This is a genomic window from Pontibacter vulgaris (assembly GCF_022758145.1).
In the GTDB taxonomy this organism is placed as follows: domain Bacteria; phylum Bacteroidota; class Bacteroidia; order Cytophagales; family Hymenobacteraceae; genus Pontibacter; species Pontibacter vulgaris.
In genome coordinates this window covers 61,886-82,621 of record NZ_JAJVDH010000002.1, presented here as the reverse complement: position 1 = coordinate 82,621, position 20,736 = coordinate 61,886, and the positions used below count along the sequence as shown (strand labels likewise).

The following is a 20,736-nucleotide window of genomic DNA, read 5'->3' as shown; positions in this document are numbered from 1 at the left end:
AAATGCTAGTCGTTTCGCTGTAATTTAGCTTCAATAGAATGCTGAGTATGCGGCACGGCGCGCAATCTTTCTTTAGGTATAAGCTTGCCTGTAACTATGCAAACACCGTAAGTTCCGTTTTTTATGCGGATAAGGGCATTCTCCAACTGCTGGATAAACTTCATCTGGCGCGATGCCAACTGGTTTAAGCTTTCTTTCTCAGCAGTGTCGGCTCCATCTTCAAGCACTTTAGCAGTTGATGCTGTGTTTTCAGTACCTGAATCGTTACGGCGGCTAAGTGTCTCCTTAATAAAAGTCACTTCCTTGCGGGCGTTATTCAGCTTCTCAAGAATGATGTTCTCAAACTCTGCTAATTCCTCTTTCGAATAACGCTGTCTTTCTTCGTTTGTGTTCATTTTATTTGTTTGAACTGTATGTCTGCTAATATCCTTAACCAATGATTAAGTAACTTTTGCCCAGCCACCAGGTTCTTTGGCGGCATAACAGCAACAGTTATCTTTTAGTTTATTCTGCAATAGTAATACCAGAAATACTTCGTGCTTCTGTTCTCTATATTAGCATTTTAGCTAAAATTGGTGCAAAAATAGCAGTTATATTTATACTTTGCTACCTGTCGTCTTTTATTTAATTTTTTTTCTGTTTAATCCTACAAAAAACCAGACAAGCCCGCTCTATACTTAATTTGACTTCTATCGAGCTGAATGGATTAACCAACTACTCATAATATTTCAGAATTCCGGCATTAAGTAAGGTCATACGGTAAATACTGTCTGGCTTAAAGTATACAAATTGCTGTTTTTAGCGCATTGTAAAACTATAAAAGCCTGTGCAATACGCAGGCTTTTATAGTTGATTTATACTTTGCTTTTAGAAGCTGAGCATGTGTATGGCAGCAGCGGCAGCTTCTGTACCTTTGTTGCCATGCTTGCCACCCGCTCTGTCTAAAGCCTGCTGCAAATCGTTGGTGGTTACCAGGCCAAAAGACACCGGCTTGTTATACTTAAGTGATACCGTAGTAAGGCCCTGCGCCACTGCGTGGTTAATGTAATCATCGTGCTTGGTATCGCCTTTAATAACAACACCCAAACAAATTACGGCATCTATTTCCTCGCTCTGCGCTATAAGCTGCGCACCCAGCGTAAGCTCAAAACTTCCCGGCACGGTGTTTAAGTATATGTTCTCTCTTTGCACGCCGTGTTTCAGCAGTGTTTCGATGGCTCCGTTGCTAAGCGCGTTTGTTATCTCAGTGTGCCACTCGGCTACTACTATACCAAATCTTTTTTCTGACATGTCCGCAAAGCTGTTTTTGCTGTATTCGTTCAGGTTCTTTAATGCTGTAGCCATTTATTTTTATAGTTAAGCGTTAATAGTTCTAAGTTGGATAACTCACCTTTTACAAGGCTTTAAGTGCAGATAAAAAAAGAAGCGCTTTTGCCTCGATGATCAAGACAAAAGCGCTTTTATACTTCAGGCAAGCCTGTGTTTATACTTAGTTATTGCCTCCGGCCAGCGCCTCAGCACGAGCTTTATACTTCTTCGCGTCTGCTACTTCAGCAGATGCTACGTAGTCTTTCACGATCTTATCGTACGCTTCGGCAGCGGCTTTAAAGTCGTTCCCAGCTTCGTAAGCTATACCTGCTTTCATCAGGTATTGTGGCGAGAAATACTGGTTAGCGTTATGGTCAGCTGCTTTTTTGTACATATCGGCAGCTTCTTTGTTTTTACCTTGCTCTGACAGGGCATCGCCAATTAAGCTGTAAGCACGGGCCTGCAACAGGTAATCATCAGATTTGAAATCTTCAAGATGGCTCTGCGCATCGGCAAATTTACCTTCTTTCAGCAAAGCTACACCAGCATAGAAATGAGCTAAGTTACCGGCATCTGTTCCGCTATACTCGTCTGCTATTTTCAGAAAACCGTCGTACTGTCCGTCGCCGTTAAGGGCTTTGTTCAGCGAATCGGCTTCGAAATAATGTACAGACTGGAACATAGCTTCCTGCGCTTCTTTGTTCTGGCTGCTGCGGTAGTTATAGAACACGAAAGCACCAACTACAAGTGCGGCAATTACGGCAAACACACCAAGTAGCTTCGATTTGTTTTTTGCAACAAAATCCTCTGACTGCGCCAGGCGATCTGCCAACACATCCGGATTCTCAATCAGCTCTTCAAACTCGCTGTGTTTCTTTACTGTTTCTTTTGCCATTAGCTTTGTTGAATTATACTTTCAAAAGTAGGTATTAAAAATGAATTTTTGCTTTGCCCACAGGAGCAGAACAACAAATTTATAATTTTTAATTCCTAATCCTTAATAGTTTATAAAATTTAGTCCATCAGGTATGGATAGTTCTCCTCCACGTAGATGTCTGTGTACAGTTCTTTCGGATCCGGATAAGGAGATTCTTCGGCAAATTTCACAGATTCAGCTACTTTCTGCTTCACTTTCTCATCAATCTGCTCCAGCTCTTCTTCTGTAGCCCAACCGTTTTTAAGTATAGTTGCCTTAACAGATTCTATTGAGTCGCGGCCTTTGTAGTCTTCCAGCTCTTCCTTGGTTCTGTACTTAGCCGGGTCAGACATAGAGTGGCCTTTGTAACGGTAAGTTCTGAACTCTAAAAGTGTAGGGCCTTCGCCGGCACGGGCACGCTCGGCAGCTCTTGCTACAGCATTGTGTACGTTCTCAACGCTCATGGCCTCTACAGGCTCAGATGGCATTTCGAAAGCGTGGCCCAGTTTGTAAAGCTCAGTTACGTTAGAAGTACGCGTTACCGAAGTACCCATTGCATAACCGTTGTTCTCGATCACGAAGATCACAGGAAGCTTCCAGGTCATGGCCATGTTAAGCGCCTCATGGAAGGCACCCTGACGGATGGCGCCATCACCCATGTAGCAAATGCACAGCTTGCCGGTTTTGTTATACTTCTCGGCAAATGCAAGACCAGCGCCCAGTGGCACCTGGCCGCCCACAATACCGTGGCCACCTACAAAATTTACTTCTTTATCAAATATGTGCATAGAGCCACCTTTGCCTTTAGAGCAACCGGTAGATTTTGCAAACATTTCTGCCATTACAGCATTTGGGCTAGTGCCTAATGCAATCGGGTGAGCATGGTCGCGGTAAGCGGTAATCCACTTATCGCCTTTTTCAAGAGCAGTAACAGCACCCGCTACACAAGCCTCCTGGCCAATATAAAGGTGGCAGAAACCTTTGATTTTCTGCTGGCCATACAACTGACCTGTTTTTTCCTCGAAACGGCGGATGAGTTTCATTGTCTCAAACCACCACATGTAAGTCTCTTTTGAAAATGTGGGTTCAGCCTGTACCTTTGCTTTCGCCGACTTCGCTTTTGCCTTTTCTTTCGTATCAGCCATGGGTAAATGTCTATTCGTTTTTGTTGTCCGTTGTTTGTTCTCAGCAATTTATACTTCAGAAACAGCGACTAAATGGCCGCCAACGGATTTAGCATGCGAAATTAAGGAAAAAGAAATCAAAGTAGAAACTAATGCTCCTCGAAAATCTCAGTTTGCTGTTTTTCAAGAACTATGACGAAGCTAGCCTTAGTTTCTCTCCTCACATAAATTGCTTTATTGGCGATAACGGAAGTGGCAAAACCAACCTGCTGGATGCCATACATTACCTCTCGCTAACTAAAAGTGCTTTTAACAGCTCGGATGCCCAGAATATAAAACAGGGCGAAGAATATTTTATGGTGAAAGGCCGCTTTGTAGTAGAAGGCGAAAAACATACCGTGCTGTGCAGCTTAAAACAAGGGCAAAAGAAAACGGTAACGCACAATAAAGTGCTTTATGAGAAAATGAGCGAGCATATTGGTCGTTTTCCGGTAGTGCTTATTTCGCCTTACGATACCGACCTGATACGGGAAGGCAGCGAAGAGCGCCGCAAGTATTTCGACAGCCTGATATCGCAGCTTAACCATACTTACCTCGAGCAGCTTATACAGTATAATTATATACTTAAGCAACGCAATTCGCTGCTGAAACAATTTGCCGAGCGCCACTATTTCGATAAAGATTACCTGCACATACTTAACGAGCAACTGGTACCTTTTGGCCAGCAACTGGCCCAGGAACGGGCCGCTTTTCTGGAAACCTTTGTACCTGTTTTTCAGAAACATTACCGCCACATTTCCGACAGCTCCGAAACGGTAACCTTAACCTATAAAAGCCAGTTGTTAGGTACCAGTTTTGAGCAGCAGCTACTGCAGGCCGAACGCAAAGACCTGGCCCTGCAACGCACTACGGTTGGCCCGCACAAAGATGATTTTGTGTTTCTGATGGATGGCAACCCGGTGAAAAACTTTGGCTCGCAAGGCCAGCAGAAAAGCTATGTTATTGCCCTGAAACTGGCCCACTTTGAAGTAATGGCCGAGCGCCAACACCACAAGCCTTTACTTTTACTCGATGATATTTTTGACCGCCTCGACGAGAAGCGCATCACTAAGCTCATGCAAATGGTAGCCGCCCATACTTTCGGCCAGATCTTCCTGACAGACACCCACCTCGACCGCACCGACAAAATTCTCTCCGGCCTCTCAGAAAGTATCCGTAGATTTGAAGTGAAGGAAGGAAAAGTGAGTTTAATTGGGTAATTATGAACAACATTTTCTTTATCTAAGGGGAAGTATGCAGAATAAACATGAGATAGAGGAATACTTTTTCAAAAAGTTAACAGAGCTCTTTCCTTCGCTTCCTAAGGGTAGGTTAAGTAAACCTGAACCACCTGATTTTTTGATCGATACAGGTACAGAAACAATAGCTGTTGAAATAACCCAAATCCATAATGAAAAAGGACCTAATGAGAAGTTTCCTCCAGCACAGAAGCATGCCACAGAAAACTCTATTTTAGAAACTGCGCAAGCACTATTTTCCCAAAGGAATAACATTCCTTTACATATGAGCTTTACCTTTGCCAACAACATTCTTTTAAATGAAAAACAAAGACAGGTTTTATCTCGGCAGATTTGTGAATTAGTTGAAAATGAGACGTACGGGAGGCAACTTGAAGAACATTTCTCATTTCATTTAAGATATAATCTACCGCAAGAACTGCTTCGTGTTAGTGGCTACTACTTTCCAAATGTAAAAGGTGTTAGCTGGTATTCAGCCAAAGGAAGATTAGTACCTAACCTGACAAAAAGAGAAATATTAAATATTCACAGATTAAAGGAAAGGAAGATGAGCGGGTACATGGACAAAGTAGATAAAGCTATACTTGTGATAGCTGAAGGCCTTATTCCCAATTCTTGGTTCGATGACGTAGAAACTTTTGAGCAAAATGAGTTTGTGAGTCAGTTTGATAAGGTATTTATTATCCGTTACTTATCAGACCAGTTGATTGAACTCAAATAAAAGTTGATTTCCCCAGCTTTAAATTCTTTCTATTTTATTCTTAATTCCCTCACCCACTCATTCAAAACCAACCGTGCGCTACTACAAGAAAAAAGAGGCGATTGACAAGCGCAAATCCGATATGCAACCTATCGGTGAAAGTATAAAAGCGCTGTTGCAAGCTTACCGCCTCGATGGCAAATTAAACGAAGTAAACCTGGTGCAACGCTGGGAAGAAATCATGGGCAAACCCATCGCCCTGAAAACACAGGAATTATACTTCCGGGACAGCAAACTATTTGTACGCTTAACATCTGCCCCGCTCAAACACGAACTCAACATGAGTAAGAGCAAGGTGGTGGAGCTCCTAAATCGCGCTGCCGGCCACGAGGTAGTGAAGGAAGTAGTGTTTTTATAGCACTGACCTCCGAGGGTTTGCAAAACCTCGGAGCGTCTTGCTAAGTAGTACCTGCCGCTCCTGCATAGACGCTAGCAGGAGCTTCGCACACTGCTAGGTCTATAGCATCCTGTCTATCCTTTAATCCTGAAAATTCTGATTCAGACAAAAGCAACAAAGCTTTCGTATACTTGCCCAAAGTATAAACTATGACCGACGAAGCTTACCGGCCTGTCTCCTACTCCCGTACTACGCTAACCGAGCTCATGATCCCGAGCTACGCCAACTTTGGCGGTAAAATTCATGGAGGTATTTTACTCTCGCTGATGGATAAAGTAGCCTATGCCTGCGCGGCCAAGCATGCCGGAAATTATTGCGTAACCGTTTCGGTGGATGGCGTAAATTTTCTGCAACCCGTGGAAGTACAGGAACTGGTTTCGCTGATGGCATCTGTAAACTATGTGGGCAATACCTCGCTGATGGTAGGTATAAAAGTGATTGCCGAAAACGTAAAAACCGGCTTAGTAAAGCACACCAACACCTCTTACTTTACCATGGTTGCCAAAGGCGATAACGATAAGCCTGTACAGGTGCCCGGGCTTATACTTGAATCTCCGGACGATACCCGTCGTTTTCTGGAAGCTATTAAACGCCGCGAACTGGCGCAACGCTATCAATCAGAATTTAAGGAAGCCAAAACTATACTTGCTATCGAACAGGAACTGCACCTGTTACAGAACGAGCGCTGCCAGTTAGCCTATATTTAAATCCTTATACTTTAGTTGTTGGTAATTCCGGGCATTCATCTCTATATTTAAGGTTTAAGCACTTTATACTTACACCTAATGCAAAATAACTTCTTCTCACGCCTATTTGCCCTGCTGGTTATAGTTGGGTTATACCTGGCTATTATTCCTGCCACTTTTGCGCAAACCATTGTGCGCCACGACGACGAAATAAAGAAGATGGTAGACGAAATATCTGCCGCTAACCTGGAAACGTTGGTTCGTAAACTGGTATCATTTGAAACCCGCCACTCCCTGAGCTCCCTTAAAGACAAGAAAAAAGGCGTTGGCGCTGCCCGCGAGTGGGTAAAATCTGAGTTCGAGAAATATGCACAAGCCTCGGGCGGCCGCATGACCGTAGAGCTTGACAAGTACATAGTAAAGGCCAACGGACAGCGTATTCCGCAGGATGTGGAGTTGGCAAACGTAATGGCAACGCTGAAAGGCACCGACCCTAACGACGACCGTGTCATGATCATCAGCGGCCACATGGACTCCCGCAACACGGATATTATGGATGTGAAAGGCAAAGCGCCCGGAGCTAACGACGATGGCTCTGGTGTAGCTGCTGTAATGGAACTGGCCCGCGTTATGGCATCGCGTCAGTTTCCGGCTACCATTATATTTGTAGCCGTAACCGGCGAAGAGCAAGGCTTACAGGGTGCACGCCACCTGGCCGAAAAAGCGAAAAGCCAGAACTGGAACCTGATCGCGATGCTGAACAACGATATGATTGGAAATTCATCATCTGACGAAACAGAGCTGCGCAACAACGTGCAAGTGCGTATTTTCAGCGAAGGCATACCTGCTGTAGAATCAGAGGAGCAAGCTAAAATGCGCCGTTCTACCAACCGCGAAAACGACAGCGAAAGCCGCCAGTTAGCCCGCTACATGAAAGAAACCGGCGAACGTTATGTAGACCAGCTCGAAGTAAAACTGGTGTACCGCAACGACCGTTTCCTGCGTGGCGGCGACCATACTCCGTTTAGCCAGAATGGCTTCCCGGCTATCCGTGTTTGCGAAATGAACGAAGATTACCGCCATCAGCACCAGAATGTGCGTGTAGAGAATGGCGTGCAGTATGGCGACCTTCCTGAGTTTGTTGATTACCAGTATATGCGTAAAAATGCCGGCCTTAACCTGGCATCGCTGGCTAACCTGGCCTGGGCACCTTACGCGCCAGCTAATGTTGGCGTATCCATCAAAAACCTGACAAACAAAACAGACCTGCAGTGGGAAGCTCCTAAAAAAGGCGAGCGCCCAGCCGGTTATTATGTTCTGATGCGCGACACCAGCAGCCCTGTCTGGGAGAAAAAGTTCTATGTAAAGGATACAAAAGTGACCCTGCCTTATTCTAAAGACAATTACTTTTTTGCTGTGCAGGCAGTTGATGCCGAAGGCCACGAAAGCCTTCCTGTTTTCCCGGTGCCTGTTCGCTAAGTATAGTCAGTATGGCCTTTTCTTATAGGGCTCATAAGTAACAATAGCAAGTATAAAAAGGCGCTGAGAACTTCAGTTTAAAGCTTTATAAGTATGATTTTATACTTGCTGCCATAGTTTCAATAAGATCCTCCTAAATAAAAACAGCAGCCCCAAAGAGGCTGCTGTTTCCAGGATTTTAAATTTGTGTTTTTATAACTTTGAGATTCTAGCTGCAGCCGAAGTATCAGCAGTGATTCTAGGGCTGCCTTTATAGTATACTGCGGATGCACCGGAGGCAGTAATATCAAGTGATTCGCGGGCATATACTTTTACTCTGCTGGCACCGCTGGCTTCTATCTTCACACGCTTGGCTTCCAGTTCCTGGGCACTAACATTTGATGCTCCCGACATATTCATGCTCAGTTCGTCTGCTTTGCCGGTTAGCTCCACTTTGCTGGCCCCGCTCATATCAGCAGTCAGGTTTTTGGTATCGATAGCCAGGTTTACTTTAGAGCCTCCGCTCAGATCAAGTTTAAAGGCATCCGCTTTAAATGTAGATTTTCCAATTAGCTTCACGCCACCGCTGATTTCGATGCTGTTTAATTGCTTAACGGTAATGTAGGCCTTCAAGCCTTTGCTCGTGCTCAAGCTTTTATCGTTGTAAATACGTAGCACACCGTTCTTTACATCTGTTTTAATATTGGAGAGCAGGTTCTCGTCTGCTTCTATACGGACGTTTTCATCTTTGCCCTGCACCAGTTCCACAGTAAAGCCGCCGCCAACATCAATACCTTTAAAACCGGATACATTTCTGGTTTCGGATTTCAGGTTACCATTGCCTTTCAGGTTTTGTGCAAAAGCCGGCATCTGCACTATAAACAGCGCTAAAACAAAAACAGCTAACGTGGTGGCGTAAAACTTTACAATCTTCATAGGTTTATTTTTATGGTTTCTGATTTTACTTCTGCCTAATAGATGCCCATTCAACCCAAAGGTTGCTTCAGGTATGAATTTATTTTTTTAGACAAGAAGAAATAATGAGAAGCTTACCTTATAAAAATTCAGAAAGGGAAATCAAGCGCCACTTTTCATGTGGAACGCGCTAACTATATAGCCGAGATATTATAGCCTAATGAAGAGCTACAGAACCTAAAAGCAGTTAAACCTGGAAAGCCAGACTTATCAGAAAGCTAAAAAAGGAAAGGCAACAGCATGTAGCCGGGGTAGCTACCGGTAACAAAAATTAAGAAAAAGAAAGTATTAACTACGGTTACCTGTTTCAGCTGCCATATCGCTGATCAGACCCAGCGCCATACCTATAATGTATAACAGACCAACTGTAAGCATATGGCCCGCATGAAATGCACCAGGACGGGCAAAGCACATCAGCAGTACTAAAACGAGTACACCTACTGTAAGTAAAAAAGGCTTGTAAAGTTTAGACATCTACTTATTCTGCTATTAGTTATATTTTTTAATAGCTATACTTTATTTGATATATTTTTGTTATGCTCTACCCTTAAAAAGGAGCAATTCGGAAGTTTACAACTATAACTCCCTTAATAACAGACAGCAAAGTAAATAAATTTATCAAATAAACGTTTTCCCAGCCTTTATTTTAATTATTCCTCTGGTTAGATGTTTAGCCATAAAATATACAAATAACAGTTTTACTGGCAGATGGTTTAGCAACAATTCTGATATATAACAGCACGAACCATCCCGTTTGGCCTGCAACGGATTATTAAAACCTAATAAGGAAGCATATTATACTCAAGTATAGTTTAGCTTAAGTATAAATTTATGTAGAGAGGCTAATTAAGAACAGGTAAAATTAAAACCTATAAAACCAGGTTTAGAAGCAGGAGACGGGGAAATATAAAAATTTTAAAAAATCTTTTGAGGAACTTCTTTTTTATAAGAAATCAAAAACGTACTTTTGCACCCGAATTAAGAGGGCGCTTATTGTGGTAAGCTAATATCAATACATTTTTTTTGTAAAGCAAACAATTTTTAAAAAAAATGTCTCTCTATTTCTATTATAGCAGTTCTGTCTAAAATTAAAACTGGATAATGCTATATTCAACAAAACAGAAGTTAAAATAACAAAGATAAGGTTAGTTAAAGTTTAGATTAGTTTAGTTTGTTTAAGGTGAGAGAAGGCCCCGACCATTTTGGTGGGGCTTTTCTCATTTTATACTATTTCATATACTGCTTTAACAACTTTTGCTAAGGTATTTCGGGTGTAAAGAGCAAACTGGCTAGCCAACAACGGCCTTTGCTAAATACCAACTGATACGTATTCACGCCACGATATCCCACCTAACCACTATTGCTGAAGTTAATTTAGTTTGCAGAACGTTTTTGCCGGCTGCTTTTTCTTCAGTTGTTATAAGGAGATGAATATCTGAAGCTGCGCTTTTTATTTATCCGATAATCATAGCTGGCATTCCGGTAAGAGCCTGTTAAACATATCTCGCATCAATTGGTATAGTTATAGGCATTACCCCACACAAAGGCACGTAAACAGTATATGGATTTTATTAAAAAAGGAACAAGGGCGGCCTCAGCAAAACCCGACGGAGAAAAGAAGAGCCTGCGCGAGCAGATGGGAGCGCTTAAAAACCTGCCTAAGTTCTTCCGCCTTATCTGGGAAACCAGCAAAAGTATGACCGTTGGCAACATGCTGCTGCGCCTTGTTAAAGCTGCGCTTCCGCTGGCTATGCTATATGTAGGTAAACTGATCATTGATGAGGTTATCAGGCTGATAGACGTTACCGGAGAGCGCGAGCTGTCCTATCTCTGGATATTGGTGGCTTCTGAATTGGGGCTGGCCCTCCTATCCGACCTTATAAATCGCGGCATCACGCTTCTGGATAGTTTACTGGGCGATCTTTTTTCTAATAAAACCTCGGTAACCCTGATAGAGCATGCTGCCACCCTGGACCTGGCACAATTTGAAGACGCCACTTTTTATGACAAACTGGAGCGGGCACGCCGGCAAACAGTAACGCGTGTGGTGTTGATGTCGCAGGTACTTTCTCAGTTGCAGGATATGGTTACGATTGCTTTTCTAGCAGTTGGTCTGATAGCTTTTAACCCCTGGCTTATAATTATACTGCTGATTGCGGTTATACCTTCTTTCCTGGGCGAAACGCATTTTAACGAGCGCACTTACTCCCTATCCCGCTCCTGGACTCCCGAGCGCCGCGAGCTGGATTACCTGCGCTACATTGGCGCCAGCGATGAAACAGCCAAAGAAATCAAAACCTTTAACCTTTCCGGTTTCCTGGCTCACCGTTTTAAACAACTATCCGACAGGTATTATGATCTGAATAAAGGCCTTATCGTGAATCGTGCCGTTTGGGGAAGTATACTTTCAGCTATCGGTACACTGGCTTACTATGGTGCTTACATCTTTATACTTTTCCAGACGGTAGCGGGCGCTATTACAGTAGGTAGTCTTACGTTTCTGGCGGGCTCGTTCAGCAATATGCGAAGCTTGCTGCAGGGCATCATGACGCGTTTTTCCCAGATAGCAGAAAGCGCTTTATACTTGCAGGACCTGTTTGATTTCCTGGAGCTGAAACCTCAGATAACTCCGCCCGCTAACCCATTACCTGTGCCAAGGCCCATTAAACATGGCTTTACATTCGAGAACGTAGGTTTTAAATATCATAACAGCGAGCGCTGGGCAGTACGCCACCTTTCCTTTCATTTGCAGGCAGGCGAAAAACTAGCTTTAGTTGGCGAGAATGGTGCCGGTAAAACTACACTGGTAAAACTGCTTGCAAGACTTTATGAACCTACAGAAGGTAGAATTTTGCTGGATGGTGCTGACCTGCGCGACTATGACCTGAACGACCTGCGCCACCAGGTCGGTATTATTTTCCAGGATTATGTTCGCTTTCAGATGACAGCCTCCGATAACATTGCCATTGGCCAAATCAGCAACATTAACGATACAGACCGCATTCATACTTCGGCCCGCAAAAGCCTGGCAGACCCGGTTATACAGCGGTTGCCCGAAGGCTATGACCAGGTGCTCGGTAAGCGCTTTAACAAAGGTGTGGAGCTATCGGGTGGCGAGTGGCAAAAAGTAGCGTTGGCACGTGCTTATATGCGCGACGCGCAGCTGCTTATACTTGACGAGCCTACCTCCGCCCTGGATGCGCGCGCCGAACATGAGGTGTTTATACGTTTCTCGGAGCTGATAGCGGGCAAAACAGCTGTACTTATCTCCCACCGCTTCTCTACTGTGCGTATGGCTGATCGTATACTTTTCCTGGAACAGGGGCAATTGAAAGAGCTGGGCTCCCATGAAGAATTACTGGCGCAAAATGGCAAGTATGCCGAACTGTTTACTTTGCAGGCAAAGGGTTATCTATAGTACTGGCCCAGGAATTCAGTTTTAGGTTATACTCGTACTAGAGATCAACACAAATTCGTCACACGTGGAACATGTGCAGCAGCCAACTTAAAGTATAGATTAACGATTATTCAAAAGAAACCGTGTTATCGAGCCACGTTTCAGCCTCTTCTATAGTTGCGAATTTAGAAATGGGGAGCCCTGTCTGGTCTGCAATGGCATTTACCTGCAGGCTTGCAATTTTATCTGAAGGCATAATGTGGGCCACTTGCTGCACACCTTCTTTTACCATCAAGCGTTGTGCTTCCAGATGCAGGTCGTTTAATTCCTGCGGATGCGTAACTAACTGGCTCTGGTCTGTAAGTATGGTAAACCCAGGTTCAGTCAGCACCAGTAATTTCTTCAGATCTTCGAGGTAACCAGCCACAACCTGCTTCGATTTCCAGAAACCTTTTAAAGTAAGGTATGCCCTGTTCTTACCCATGCTAAAGTATATCTCGTAACATAGGTTTTTAGCAACCTCTATTCGTGCGTCATCCGGGGCGGTATTGTGGTTAGCGATTAACATGGCTCGTGATGTATACGCAGGCTCTGTGTTGGTGCTTTATACTTAGCTAAGGATTTGTAGCTCCATTCCTATATAATTGGCACAACCCAACAGCAAAATCAGGAAAGTCGGTAATGATGGCATCAACGCCCATCTCCAGTAACTCCTTAACATGCTCAGGTTCATTTACTGTCCAGGTACAGATTCGCATGCCTTTTGCTTTTATAAAATTTACCAGGTCGCGGGTTAATAATTTATACTGCGGGTTATAAGCATAGGGGTAAAAACCAAGCGCCTGCAAGTGCCATTCCGTAGGCAGATCATCTTCTACAAGCAGGCCAAGCTTTATCTCCGGATAAAATCGGTGCAATATCTGCAAAGGCCTTTTATCAAAAGACTGTATCATGCAGCGTTCTGTAACCTGCTGCTCCTGTAAAACCTGCATTACCAACTCTGTAAACTCCTCCGGCGGAAGATGAAAAATATGATCTCCTTCCGGAAAAGATTTCAGCTCGATATTATACCCGACAGGCCGAAGATTATGTACCAACACATGTTGCTCTACCGCTGCAATTACTTCCTGTAACAAAGGTTTATGGGTGCGCATTTTTTCCTGTGCCGGAAAACGCGGGTGTAGTTTGCTGCCACTATCATACAGTTTGATCTGGGAGTAAGGCAGCCGGAAAATATTATGATCTTTTTCCTGGAAAGGAGAAATAGGGCTTCCATCTGGCAGCAGGCAAAACTCAGATGAAAAGTATGCTTCGTGCGATACAAGCACCTGCCGGTCATAAGTTATTACCACGTCCAGCTCCAGGGCATCAACGCCTAGGTCTACAGCTTTCAGGCAGGCAGCTATGGTATTTTCAGGCATCAGCCCGCGGCAGCCACGGTGGCCATGCACCTGCGGCCAAACTCCATTTACCATACTTGTTTATGAGTTCAGAGCGCCGGCCAAACCATGTATAACACCGTTTTTACAATCGTTATCAGGATGGGTAATACGCACCCCATTTATCAAAGTATGGCCATCCTTGCGGTAAATAGATAAAGATGTACCTGCCAGTGTTTCTACTTTAGTACCATCTTTCAGGCTCTTTTCAATGTGTTTACCTTTAAGAATATAGCCCGCCATTATAGCCCTGATTTTTTCCGGAGATTCATTTTTCAGAGCTTTTATATCCTGCTCAGGTGGGGCAAGCAAAGTATAAGGGGCATCGCCGGTAAGCAGAGGTGCATAACCTGCAGTAGTTAGCAATTGTACCAATACCGGCCTGTCTTTCATGATCTGCTCGAGCAGCGTAACAGGTTGCTGTTGCTGCACGCAGATGGCGTTAAGAGCATGCACTGGTTGCATTACAACCAGAAGCAGCCCTATTACCAGAAATTTTATCGTTATATTTTTAGGATCAATATTCATACGCATAAATGCTCATTTATAGCGATTTATACGAGATCCTAAAGTTTATAGCTAAAGCTTACAGGAAATGTGATGCAAATAATACTAATGATTAGAACATACGCCAGTTACTGATCTGCTCCACAAAATTTGGCCCTGCCGCCGGAAACAAAACTAATGTTAGTAACAGACCATACACAGCGCCATAAAAGTGAGCATCGTGGTTAATGTTATCGCCCATACGCTTGCCCGAATAATAAGAATAGATCAGGTAAATTACACCAAGTATAAAACCAGGCAGGCAAAGTATAGCATATAGGCAAATATCCTGTGTTGGGTAAAACAGGATGCTGGAAAATACCACAGAAGCAACTCCGCCAGATGCTCCAAGCGCGCGGTAAGCCGGGTCGTTGCGATGTTTCAGGTAAGTTGGCACATCTGATATAATAATGCCGCCAAGGTAAATAAGTAAGTATAAAAGCACGCCAGTTACAGGCCCGAACAAGCCTATAAATGTCATTTCTACCGCTCTCCCGAAAAAGAACAGCGTGAACATGTTAAAGAACAAGTGCGAGAAATCGGCATGCAGGAAACCTGATGTAAGGAAACGGTGCCAGGAATTATCGCGCTGCACGGCATACGGCTGGAAAATCCAACGATGCATCAGGTCATGGTTTTTCCAGGCGTACCAGGAAATTCCGACAGTAAGTATAATCAGGATGAGGGTGATGCTCATTGGTTAATTTTGAATGAATGAATAACTGAATTTTGAATACAGGTGTAAGATGAGAAACATTTTCAAATTCTACCATCTTCAAATTTCCAAATCTTAACTATCCCGCTCCATCAGTTGCAGGGCCAGGCCGCGTAGCGTTGCTTTACGCTCTTCTGTTACCTGCACGGCATCCAGATGATGGATGGCATTTTTAAAGTATAAATCAATCTGCTGTTCGGTTTGCTGCCGGATCTGAAGCTCATCGTATACTTTGGTGATGGCTTTCACTTTTTCTTCGGCAGTGTCGGCTCCTGTTCTGTTGCGCCAGCTAATTATTGTTTGCAGTTGCTCCTGGTTCGCTTTTTCCAGTGCTGTCAGCATCAGGAAAGTCTTTTTATCAGAGAGAATATCGCCGCCTACCTGTTTGCCAAACTTGTCTTTGTCGCCATACACATCCAGCAAATCATCGCGCAATTGAAAAGCAATGCCAATGTTGTTACCAAAAAGCTTCAGGTGTTCGGCATCCGAATCAGGCGCGCCCTGAAGTATAGCTCCCAACTCTAAACTGAAACCAAGAAGGACCGCTGTTTTCAGCGTAATCATCCGGATGTATTCCTGAATGCTTACCTGCTCGCGCTGCTCAAAATTCATGTCGTGCTGCTGGCCTTCGCATACTTCGGCGGCAGTTTTGCTGAACAGCTCCAGCACTTTTGCCAGCTTATTCTGCTCTACCTGCAACAGTAACTGGTAAGCACGCACCAGCATTACATCGCCGGAAAGTATGGCTATGTTGGCATTCCATTTTTCGTGTACGGTTGGCTTACCACGGCGCAATGGAGCACGGTCCATGATGTCGTCGTGCATGAGCGTGAAGTTGTGGAAAACCTCTACTGCCGCAGCGGGCAAAAGAGCGTTTTCCACATTATCATCATACATTTCTGCAGCCAGAAGCACTAAAAGAGGCCTTATTCTTTTACCGCCCAGCGCCATAATATAGCGTATAGGCTCGTACAACTCCGCCGGGTTGTCGCCGTAATGTAAGGTAGTAAGCGTATGGTTTATCTTGTCTGAAAGGCGTGAGATATCCACTGGGTGTTTAGTGTTGTTTCAGGGTTTTTATTAGTTCCAGATCGATGGTACGCTCGGCAAGATTGGCACTTTTTACACGTACCAGCACCTCATCTCCAAAAGAAATAATGCGCTTGCTCTGGCGGCCTATGATGCGGTAATTATTTGCATCCAGCTCATAGTAATCGTCGTTCAGGTCTGACAGACGCACCATGCCTTCGCATTTATTCTCCTCGATCTCCACAAATATACCCCATTCTGTAACACCAGACACTATACCTTTGTACTCGTTGCCGATAGTATCTTTCATAAACTCTACCTGCTTATACTTGATAGAGGCACGCTCGGCATCGGCGGCGCGTTTTTCCATGTCAGAAGAATGGCGGCAGCGCTCTTCGAACTCTTCTTTCTCTGCCGATGAGCCTCCATCCAGGTAATGCTGCAACAGGCGGTGCGCCATCATATCCGGGTAGCGGCGTATGGGCGAAGTAAAGTGAGAATAATGATCGAATGCCAGACCAAAGTGACCTTCCGGCTCAGTGCTATACTTTGCCTTCGCCATTGTTCGGATAGCCAGGTTCTGCAGCACGCTTTGCTCCGGCTTGCCTTCTGTTTCTTCTGCCAGTGTATTTAGTTCAGTTGAGATGTCTCCATCCGGGTCTACTTTATAACCAAACTTGCGGGCAAATATAGAGAAAGTGCTCAGCTTATCAGGATCCGGGGAGCCGTGCGTACGGTAAACCATAGTTGGGCGGCGTTTGCCTTTGCCCAGGTTGTAAACAAACTCAGCTACCTTTCTGTTGGCCAGCAACATGAATTCCTCTATAAGTTTGTGGGCATCCTTGCGCTCTTTAACATAGATATAAAGTGGCTTGCCTTTTTCATCGAGCTTAAACTTTACCTCGGTTGTTTCGAAGCTGATGGCACCATTCTTAAAGCGTTTATCTTTTAGCTTTTTAGCGATGTTGTTCAGCACGTTTATCTCTTCAGCAAAGTCTCCCTCGCCTGTTTCGATGCGTTCCTGTGCCTCTTCGTAAGCAAACCGGCGATCAGAATAAATGACCGTGCGGCCATACCAGGTATCGTATAGTTTGCCGTTATCATCGAGCTCAAAAACAACTGAGAAGGTTAGCTTTTCTTCGTTAGGGCGAAGCGAGCATAAGCCGTTAGACAAGCGCTCGGGCAACATCGGGATGGTACGGTCTACCAGGTAAACTGAGGTAGCTCTATGGAAAGCTTCTTTTTCGAGCAGGGTTTTCGGGTGTACGTAATGTGTAACATCGGCAATGTGCACGCCTATTTCCCAGTTACCATTTTCCAGTTTCCGGATAGAAAGGGCATCATCAAAGTCTTTCGCATCTGCCGGATCTATAGTAAATGTGGTTACATCCCTGAAATCGCGGCGTTTGTTTATTTCTGCAGTGGTGATCTTATCTGAAATTTCTTCAGACTCTGCCTCTATGGCTTCCGGAAACTCGAACGGCAACCCGAACTCAGCCATAATAGAGTGAATCTCAGCTTCGTTCTCACCCGCCGGGCCAAACACACGAATTACTTCCCCGGTTGGGTTTTTATCAGGGCTATCCGGCCAATCAATAATTTTTACCAGTACCTTATCACCATTCTGGGCATTGTTCAGCCCACTCTCGCCCACAAACACATCAAAGTATAAGCGTTTGAAATCGGGCACCACAAAGCCAAAATTTTTGGTAAGCTGCATAATACCCACCAGTTCTTCGCGCTGGCGTTCTAATATTTCTACAACTATACCTTCCTGGCGGCCGCCGCGCACTGTTGGCAGCACTTCTACTTTTACAATATCGCCATGCATGGCATACTTCAGGTGTTCCCTGAAAACACGCACATCGTCATCGGTTTCTTCCGATACAATGTATGCATACTTGCTATTGGCCAGGTCTACTTTACCCGTTATAATATTTACGCGCAGGTTGAGCATGAATTTATCATCATCCACCGCGATTAGCCTGCCATCTTTTTTCAATGATTTAAGACATTCGTCTATTTCAAGGCGGGCAGCTTTGCTGGTAGCGCCCAGCCTGCGGAATACCTGCCGATAGCTTAAAGCCACATCCGGGGATTGGGCAAACGTTTCGTATACTTTGCCCTTCATGCCTTTAAGGCCACTGCCTCTGCCTCCGGACTCGCCTCCTCTTGACTGGAAACCTCCGCGCCCTGATCCGCCTCCTCTGGACGAACCTCTTTTAGAAGAACCACTTCTCTCCGAATCTCTTCCCCTTGCTGCTCCTTCTCTATCGCCTCTCGCTGATGAACCTCTTCCGGCTTTTTTTCCACTGGCGCCGTCTTCGGCTCTGTCGTTTCTTTTGTTGAATTTACTTCTCATGTATGTAGGTATCTCTATGGCCCGGCTGCCCTTTGCAACCATAACCATTTATAAACTTTAGCTAGAATAATTTAGGTACTATACGCCTTTTGGGTAAGGCAAGGCTAAAGCATTAAGCAATTTGACGTCAATTTATAGAGAAATTTCTATATAAGTGGGAAGAGTTTGCGTTTACTAGTCAATATATCGCTTAGATAAGGGCAGAAATAAGGAATTAAAAAATAGCAGAAGAAATAATGTGGCTAATATGAAGTCAGGATTATGAAGCCATTTAGTTAAAGCTATCCCGATAAGTATAAAAGCAGGAGAAATCAAGAAGTATAAAGAGGCAATTACCTTGTTTCTATGCTTAATAACCTTGTAGCCAACAATCAGAAATACTACTATACATATTGTAAATAGAAAAATGGCCAAATAAACTGCTGCTACAATGCCATTAATATTTACCATACTCTATTGGGTTAGGACTAAATTCCTGCTTCTGCTTTCATTAACTCCCGTTTCTGTTGGGCTTTGATAATATCTTCTGGCTCGCCTTTCGGGATGGCGCTGATAAGTGTGCGGGTGTATTCCTCTTTTGGGTTCAGGTATAATTGCTCTGGAGTACCACTCTCCACGATCTGGCCTTTGCTCATTACCAGAATACGGTCCGACATATACTTGGCAACCGACAGGTCGTGGGTAATAAAGATATAGGTTATCTGGAATTCTTGCTTCAGCTGGTTCAGCAAATTAAGTACCTGCGCCTGCACCGATACATCTAAGGCCGATACCGATTCATCGCAGATAATGCATTTTGGTCGCAATGCTAAAGCCCTGGCAATACATATACGCTGTCGCTGACCGCCCGAAAACTCATGTGGATAACGCTGGAAGTGATCAGGCAGAAGTCCCACCTTCTCAAGCAGTTCCATAGCTTTGGCTTTGCGTTCTTTATCGTTGGCATATAGGTTATGCACACGCATCGGCTCCATGATAGCTTCGCCTACAGTATGCATCGGGTTAAGCGAAGCATATGGATCCTGGAAGATCATTTGGAAATCGCGGCGGCTTTTGCGGAGCTCTTCTGAACTAAGCTGGGCTATATCACGGCCATTAAATATTATACTTCCTTCTGTTGGCTCTACCAATCTAAGCAAGGTACGGCCCAATGTAGTTTTTCCACAACCCGATTCGCCAACCAGACCTATTGTTTCGCCGGGATTAACTGTAAAGCTTACACCATCTACTGCCTTTACATAATCAGTAGTACGGCCAAAGAAACCCTTTTTTATCGGGAAGTATACTTTCAAATTCTCTACTTTAAGCAACGGTGGCTTCTCGCGGTTTTCCTGCTGGTGTTTTATATCGGTAACGGTGCCTACATAGCTGTTCACCACATCGGCTAACGACGGCTCATATGCCTGCTGCTTTCTTTCGATGATGTCACCAAACTCGTCTTCCACCATAAAATCAGATACAGTAGGAAGTATAGACTGGGCTTTAGCTGATAGCTTCGGTCGGCAGGCCAGCAGCCCTTTGGTATAGGGGTGCTGCGGATTTGTAAAGATATCCATCACCTTACCCTGCTCTACAAGTTTGCCTTTATACATGACCAATATGCGGTCAGCAATCTCGGCCACAACACCCAAATCGTGGGTGATGAACAATACAGCTGTATTCTCTTTTACACGTAGCTCATCTATTAATTGCAGCATTCGCGCCTGTACCGTTACGTCCAGGGCAGTAGTTGGCTCATCGGCGATAAGTATACTTGGTTCACAGGCCATGGCCATGGCAATCATTACGCGCTGCTTCTGCCCACCCGAAATTTCATGTGGATAAGCGTTGTAAATTTTCTCCGGCCGTGGCAGTTTTGCTTTCTCAAAAAGGGCTATAGTTCGCTCTCTGGCTTCTTTTTCTGAAATATTAGTATGGAGCAGCAAGACCTCAGCTACCTGTTTTCCACAAGTATAAACCGGGTTCAGCGACGACATCGGCTCCTGAAATATCATCGAAATATCATTCCCTCGGATCTGCTGCATCTGCTTTTCCGGCAACTGGAAAAGGTCTACTTCCCCGAACTTTTCTGACTGGAAAATAGCCGTTCCTCCTGCTATCCTGCCCGGCGGTGTATTGATAAGCCGCATTACTGAAAGCGATGTTACCGATTTGCCTGAACCAGACTCCCCAACTATAGCCACTGTCTCGCCGGGGTATACTTCAAACGATACCTTATCCACAGCTTTGGTAGTGCCGCGGTGCGTGGTGAAAACAGTTTCTAAATCTGTGACTTTAAGTATAGGAGTTGGAGTTGCCAATGGTAATTCGGGTTAATGCTTCTGGT

Annotated in this window: 19 protein-coding genes; 6 read left to right on the top strand and 13 right to left on the bottom strand. The window is 44.5% G+C overall.

Annotation, left to right across the window (positions count from 1 at the left end; all coding sequences use genetic code 11):
* Positions 1–5: 5 nt before the first annotated feature.
* From LWP20_RS01305 to pdhA, 4 genes are all read right to left on the bottom strand, one after another.
* Complete coding sequence (locus LWP20_RS01305) at positions 6–395, bottom strand: TraR/DksA family transcriptional regulator (protein WP_242926308.1); 390 nt, start codon at positions 393–395, stop codon at positions 6–8.
* 472 nt (positions 396–867) lie between these two features.
* Positions 868–1,344, bottom strand: a complete 477-nt coding sequence (gene ribH / locus LWP20_RS01300; RefSeq protein ID WP_242926307.1) for a 6,7-dimethyl-8-ribityllumazine synthase — start codon at positions 1,342–1,344, stop codon at positions 868–870.
* 145 nt (positions 1,345–1,489) lie between these two features.
* Entirely contained in the window at positions 1,490–2,203 is a 714-nt protein-coding gene (locus tag LWP20_RS01295; protein ID WP_242926306.1) for a tetratricopeptide repeat protein, read from the bottom strand.
* A gap of 119 nt (positions 2,204–2,322) precedes the next feature.
* A complete protein-coding gene (gene pdhA / locus LWP20_RS01290) occupies positions 2,323–3,369 on the bottom strand; it encodes a pyruvate dehydrogenase (acetyl-transferring) E1 component subunit alpha (protein ID WP_242926305.1) in 1,047 nt (348 codons plus the stop codon).
* Positions 3,370–3,500: 131 nt separating this feature from the next.
* On the opposite strand from pdhA, the gene recF reads away from it, so the two are divergent.
* From recF to LWP20_RS01265, 5 genes are all read left to right on the top strand, one after another.
* Positions 3,501–4,607, top strand: a complete 1,107-nt coding sequence (gene recF, locus LWP20_RS01285; protein WP_242926304.1) for a DNA replication/repair protein RecF — start codon at positions 3,501–3,503, stop codon at positions 4,605–4,607.
* 34 nt (positions 4,608–4,641) lie between these two features.
* Positions 4,642–5,367: a hypothetical protein gene (locus LWP20_RS01280; protein WP_242926303.1), complete on the top strand. Its 726-nt coding sequence runs from the start codon at positions 4,642–4,644 to the stop codon at positions 5,365–5,367.
* 73 nt (positions 5,368–5,440) lie between these two features.
* Entirely contained in the window at positions 5,441–5,764 is a 324-nt protein-coding gene (locus LWP20_RS01275; protein WP_242926302.1) for a DciA family protein, read from the top strand.
* A 188-nt stretch (positions 5,765–5,952) separates the two neighbouring features.
* Entirely contained in the window at positions 5,953–6,510 is a 558-nt protein-coding gene (locus LWP20_RS01270) for an acyl-CoA thioesterase (protein WP_242926301.1), read from the top strand.
* Positions 6,511–6,588: 78 nt separating this feature from the next.
* Complete coding sequence (locus tag LWP20_RS01265; RefSeq protein ID WP_242926300.1) at positions 6,589–7,968, top strand: M28 family metallopeptidase; 1,380 nt, start codon at positions 6,589–6,591, stop codon at positions 7,966–7,968.
* A gap of 192 nt (positions 7,969–8,160) precedes the next feature.
* Here LWP20_RS01265 and LWP20_RS01260 read toward each other — a convergent pair whose 3' ends face one another.
* Both LWP20_RS01260 and LWP20_RS01255 read right to left on the bottom strand, forming a co-directional pair.
* A complete protein-coding gene (locus tag LWP20_RS01260; protein ID WP_242926299.1) occupies positions 8,161–8,883 on the bottom strand; it encodes a head GIN domain-containing protein in 723 nt (240 codons plus the stop codon).
* Positions 8,884–9,210: 327 nt separating this feature from the next.
* Entirely contained in the window at positions 9,211–9,396 is a 186-nt protein-coding gene (locus LWP20_RS01255) for a hypothetical protein (protein WP_242926298.1), read from the bottom strand.
* 1,087 nt (positions 9,397–10,483) lie between these two features.
* Here LWP20_RS01255 and LWP20_RS01250 point away from each other — a divergent pair.
* Positions 10,484–12,340, top strand: coding sequence for an ABC transporter ATP-binding protein (locus LWP20_RS01250; protein WP_242926297.1), 1,857 nt, complete (start codon positions 10,484–10,486; stop codon positions 12,338–12,340).
* Positions 12,341–12,446: 106 nt separating this feature from the next.
* Here LWP20_RS01250 and LWP20_RS01245 read toward each other — a convergent pair whose 3' ends face one another.
* From LWP20_RS01245 to LWP20_RS01215, 7 genes are all read right to left on the bottom strand, one after another.
* Entirely contained in the window at positions 12,447–12,887 is a 441-nt protein-coding gene (locus LWP20_RS01245; RefSeq protein ID WP_242926296.1) for a hypothetical protein, read from the bottom strand.
* A 46-nt stretch (positions 12,888–12,933) separates the two neighbouring features.
* On the bottom strand, positions 12,934–13,794 hold the full coding sequence (locus tag LWP20_RS01240; RefSeq protein WP_242926295.1) for a glycerophosphodiester phosphodiesterase family protein: 861 nt from the start codon (positions 13,792–13,794) through the stop codon (positions 12,934–12,936).
* A 6-nt stretch (positions 13,795–13,800) separates the two neighbouring features.
* Entirely contained in the window at positions 13,801–14,292 is a 492-nt protein-coding gene (locus tag LWP20_RS01235; protein ID WP_242926294.1) for a fasciclin domain-containing protein, read from the bottom strand.
* A gap of 85 nt (positions 14,293–14,377) precedes the next feature.
* Complete coding sequence (locus tag LWP20_RS01230) at positions 14,378–15,001, bottom strand: rhomboid family intramembrane serine protease (RefSeq protein ID WP_242926293.1); 624 nt, start codon at positions 14,999–15,001, stop codon at positions 14,378–14,380.
* A gap of 93 nt (positions 15,002–15,094) precedes the next feature.
* Positions 15,095–16,069: a polyprenyl synthetase family protein gene (locus tag LWP20_RS01225; RefSeq protein WP_242926292.1), complete on the bottom strand. Its 975-nt coding sequence runs from the start codon at positions 16,067–16,069 to the stop codon at positions 15,095–15,097.
* Between the two features lie 7 nt (positions 16,070–16,076).
* Entirely contained in the window at positions 16,077–18,179 is a 2,103-nt protein-coding gene (rnr, locus tag LWP20_RS01220) for a ribonuclease R (RefSeq protein WP_437179399.1), read from the bottom strand.
* A 698-nt stretch (positions 18,180–18,877) separates the two neighbouring features.
* A complete protein-coding gene (locus LWP20_RS01215; RefSeq protein WP_242926290.1) occupies positions 18,878–20,710 on the bottom strand; it encodes an ABC transporter ATP-binding protein in 1,833 nt (610 codons plus the stop codon).
* Positions 20,711–20,736 lie beyond the last annotated feature (26 nt).

Excerpts from the sequence above, each read along its gene's own strand:
- pdhA (WP_242926305.1), bottom strand. The coding sequence starts at position 3,369 with ATGGCTGATACGAAAGAAAAGGCAAAAGCGAAGTCGGCGAAAGCAAAG.
- LWP20_RS01245 (WP_242926296.1), bottom strand. The coding sequence starts at position 12,887 with ATGTTAATCGCTAACCACAATACCGCCCCGGATGACGCACGAATAGAG.
- LWP20_RS01265 (WP_242926300.1), top strand. The coding sequence starts at position 6,589 with ATGCAAAATAACTTCTTCTCACGCCTATTTGCCCTGCTGGTTATAGTT.
- LWP20_RS01280 (WP_242926303.1), top strand. The coding sequence starts at position 4,642 with ATGCAGAATAAACATGAGATAGAGGAATACTTTTTCAAAAAGTTAACA.
- rnr (WP_437179399.1), bottom strand. The coding sequence starts at position 18,179 with ATGAAGGGCAAAGTATACGAAACGTTTGCCCAATCCCCGGATGTGGCT.
- LWP20_RS01235 (WP_242926294.1), bottom strand. The coding sequence starts at position 14,292 with ATGCGTATGAATATTGATCCTAAAAATATAACGATAAAATTTCTGGTA.
- ribH (WP_242926307.1), bottom strand. The coding sequence starts at position 1,344 with ATGGCTACAGCATTAAAGAACCTGAACGAATACAGCAAAAACAGCTTT.
- LWP20_RS01305 (WP_242926308.1), bottom strand. The coding sequence starts at position 395 with ATGAACACAAACGAAGAAAGACAGCGTTATTCGAAAGAGGAATTAGCA.
- LWP20_RS01255 (WP_242926298.1), bottom strand. The coding sequence starts at position 9,396 with ATGTCTAAACTTTACAAGCCTTTTTTACTTACAGTAGGTGTACTCGTT.
- LWP20_RS01270 (WP_242926301.1), top strand. The coding sequence starts at position 5,953 with ATGACCGACGAAGCTTACCGGCCTGTCTCCTACTCCCGTACTACGCTA.
- recF (WP_242926304.1), top strand. The coding sequence starts at position 3,501 with ATGCTCCTCGAAAATCTCAGTTTGCTGTTTTTCAAGAACTATGACGAA.
- LWP20_RS01240 (WP_242926295.1), bottom strand. The coding sequence starts at position 13,794 with ATGGTAAATGGAGTTTGGCCGCAGGTGCATGGCCACCGTGGCTGCCGC.
- LWP20_RS01295 (WP_242926306.1), bottom strand. The coding sequence starts at position 2,203 with ATGGCAAAAGAAACAGTAAAGAAACACAGCGAGTTTGAAGAGCTGATT.
- LWP20_RS01250 (WP_242926297.1), top strand. The coding sequence starts at position 10,484 with ATGGATTTTATTAAAAAAGGAACAAGGGCGGCCTCAGCAAAACCCGAC.
- LWP20_RS01230 (WP_242926293.1), bottom strand. The coding sequence starts at position 15,001 with ATGAGCATCACCCTCATCCTGATTATACTTACTGTCGGAATTTCCTGG.
- LWP20_RS01260 (WP_242926299.1), bottom strand. The coding sequence starts at position 8,883 with ATGAAGATTGTAAAGTTTTACGCCACCACGTTAGCTGTTTTTGTTTTA.